General features: G+C 47.7%; 7 protein-coding genes. 1 reads left to right on the top strand and 6 read right to left on the bottom strand.

Translation table 11 applies throughout. The features are described from left to right. Both F599_RS14550 and F599_RS0113145 read right to left on the bottom strand, forming a co-directional pair. Positions 1–208, bottom strand: a 208-nt coding sequence (locus F599_RS14550) for a hypothetical protein (RefSeq protein WP_033369481.1), incomplete at its 3' end; no start/stop codon positions are given. Between the two features lie 62 nt (positions 209–270). Further along, positions 271–648 carry a hypothetical protein gene (locus F599_RS0113145; protein ID WP_019543951.1) on the bottom strand — a complete coding sequence of 126 codons (378 nt, stop codon included), beginning with the start codon at positions 646–648 and terminating at the stop codon, positions 271–273. Between the two features lie 47 nt (positions 649–695). On the opposite strand from F599_RS0113145, the gene F599_RS0113140 reads away from it, so the two are divergent. Next, a complete protein-coding gene (locus F599_RS0113140) occupies positions 696–1064 on the top strand; it encodes a hypothetical protein (RefSeq protein WP_019543950.1) in 369 nt (122 codons plus the stop codon). On the opposite strand, the gene F599_RS15705 is transcribed toward F599_RS0113140, so the two are convergent. From F599_RS15705 to F599_RS14540, 4 genes are all read right to left on the bottom strand, one after another. After that, complete coding sequence (locus F599_RS15705; protein WP_156022051.1) at positions 1039–1218, bottom strand: hypothetical protein; 180 nt, start codon at positions 1216–1218, stop codon at positions 1039–1041. The two genes, F599_RS0113140 and F599_RS15705, sit on opposite strands and share 26 nt — an antisense overlap. A gap of 75 nt (positions 1219–1293) precedes the next feature. Next, positions 1294–1614 (bottom strand): YjcQ family protein, encoded by a 321-nt coding sequence (locus F599_RS0113135; RefSeq protein ID WP_019543949.1) that lies wholly within the window; start codon positions 1612–1614, stop codon positions 1294–1296. 111 nt (positions 1615–1725) lie between these two features. Then, positions 1726–1956 (bottom strand): hypothetical protein, encoded by a 231-nt coding sequence (locus tag F599_RS14545; RefSeq protein WP_019543948.1) that lies wholly within the window; start codon positions 1954–1956, stop codon positions 1726–1728. Continuing rightward, the coding region (locus F599_RS14540) for a hypothetical protein (RefSeq protein ID WP_033369480.1) at positions 1953–2419 on the bottom strand (467 nt) is incomplete at its 5' end. The genes F599_RS14545 and F599_RS14540, both read right to left, overlap by 4 nt.

Here is a 2419-nt window from a genome sequence, read left to right as displayed (position 1 = left end):
CCGACGCCAGCGCCTCATCAATCCGGCGCTGCACCGCCGCCTCATCGGCCTTGGGGCTTTCATCGGCAGACTTGCCGCCCTCCTGCCCTGCCGAAGCATCTGCGGACGCCTTGCCGCCGCTCTCCTGCCCTTCCGTTCCGCCATCTGTCCCGCCATCGGCGAAACGCTGCAGCCGGAACGAGAAGCCGTTCTGCCTATCTTCTGTCATCTGAAATTCTCCTCTCTTGAAATTTGGATATAAGAAAAGCACCTCGCATCTCTGCTCAGTGCTCAGTCTATCTTGTTCATCCGATGTTGGCCGACCAATGTCCCCGCCAACAGCTCTATCGTTTGTTCCATCATGCAGGAGGCAAGACCTTCTCCGTCTGGTTCAAAGGGGGCAAAATGCAGATGCAAAAGCTCATGGACCAGCGTCTGCTCCATGTCCTGTGCGAACATCGTGTTGCGTGGATAATCGAGCGGATCGATGATATGGATGACCGACTTTCTCGATTCAAGCACCCAATTATTTTCCCCCTGCGCATCTTCCAAGGTCATCTCGTCGGCCCGACAGATTTTGGCGCGAATATCCCAGGCATCGAGCTTCAAAATATGCTGCCATTCCTTCAACGCCTCTTGAAGCTCCTTATCATTGTATAAAACACTCATTATTTAGCCTCCTACATGGTATAATGGCCGCAAAGGAGATGGTCCTCATGGATTACGATAAGGAACTGGGCGACTCACTCGAAACAATTTTAAAAACTGTCTATAGCCACCGAGGGATTACCATTAGCCAGCTGTGCGCTGTCCATCGAATACAAATCACCGATGCCGCATCTTATCTGGATGCTTTGCGTCAGCGCGGTTATGTGTCTTGCCTGCACGACGGTTTTCGACTTGAGAACGATAATTTGCCAGCTCTCAATGACGTCTTTTCCATCACAAAAAACGGTATAAACTATCTCGAGCTGCAGCAACGATTTTGGAAGCAGTTTCGCGTCCGATCCGTTTACGTCCCTTTGGGAGTAGCCTTTTTGACATCTGTCATCGCAAATCTCATTGCGCTATGGTTAAAGCGCTGATTGTCAGCAGCGAAACGACCGTGGAGACAGCTGCAGAAATTAGAGCGTTCACCACCATACCTAAAACATCACGGTCTGCATCGTCGCCATGAACAATACATTCTTTCAGATTAGAAACAGGCGTTAACCCTGTCAACCGCTTGAAAAAAAGCATCTTCTCCGCCTCCTCAGATTTTGGGCATAAGAAAAGCACCTCGCGTTCGCTTGGTGCTTGTTTGCTATATAGAATTCACGCGCCTGGTGTAACGTCTTTGATTCCCTTGAGCAATCGATAGGCCTTGTGCATCAAATCATTCTGCTCAAGGTATTCAAGGCCTTTCAGTGTAATCGATGGGTCGATATACTTCAGATCGCACTCATTGCCGCCTAGGTGGATGATGTCTATGCCGTCGATATACCCGGCTTTGCAAAGCATAATCATGATGGAGACGAAGCGCCTTTCCGACACCTTGAAGTTCTCAGCAGAAAGCTTGCTCCAATCCGGCTCGTCGTAGTCGAGGTATTTATCGAGCAACGACAAGATCTGATAAATTAGCTTGAAGTTCGCCATACGCGCCACCTCCGTGCTTCATTGTTGCCGTCAACATATCCTTAGATTTTTCGCATAATAAAAGCACCTCGCTTTCGCTTGGTGCCCTTCAAAGATATTTAATTCACTATGTCAGCCTTCACCATAGTTTTTTATACTACCGATGATTTCTTTCAGGCTTTTGCCATCAAAAACTCTTGCTTCAAACAATTCTTTCATGTTGGGGAAATTGTAATCTGCATCGCCATACCATAGATTAAAAGTTCCATCTACTGGATCGATGCCGCAAGGCTTTCCATTATAGTCAAATGTATAGCAACTTTGTGTAGTGATAACATCTTCTTGTATTTGCTTGTAGGTCATAGCTGATCACCCAATGCCTTTCTCACATACTCAGGAATCTCAACAGCCTTGCCATGCCTTGGGATTCCTTTGCTATCGACATTATACCAGTGAGCATGCTCGCCATGAGTACCAAATACAGATTCTTTTTTATGCCCATGGTCATTATCAGAAACCTGCAAATACTGCAAGCCGCTACCATCATAAAAATTCCAGGTCTTTCCGCCCCTTTTAGATGTTACCAGATTTACGCCGTAGGCTGTTCCTTTTACGTTTGATTTATCCGTCTCTATTATACCATTTTCCAAATCATGATGTGCAAAGATTTTTTCGCCTGTGCTCGTTCGGTCAATGTACTGTTGATACCATTCCGCATAGCTCATGCCACTGGGCACACGGATATACTTCCCGCTCTCATCCCTCGCCGCCCGCGTTCCCTTTGGCTTGCTGTCGCCCTTGATGCTGCCGACTATGGTCGAGCGGC

Origin of the sequence: Selenomonas bovis DSM 23594 (genome assembly GCF_000381005.1) — a bacterium.
GTDB lineage: Bacteria > Bacillota > Negativicutes > Selenomonadales > Selenomonadaceae > Selenomonas_C > Selenomonas_C bovis.
This window is presented reverse-complemented; position numbering and strand designations above follow the sequence as displayed.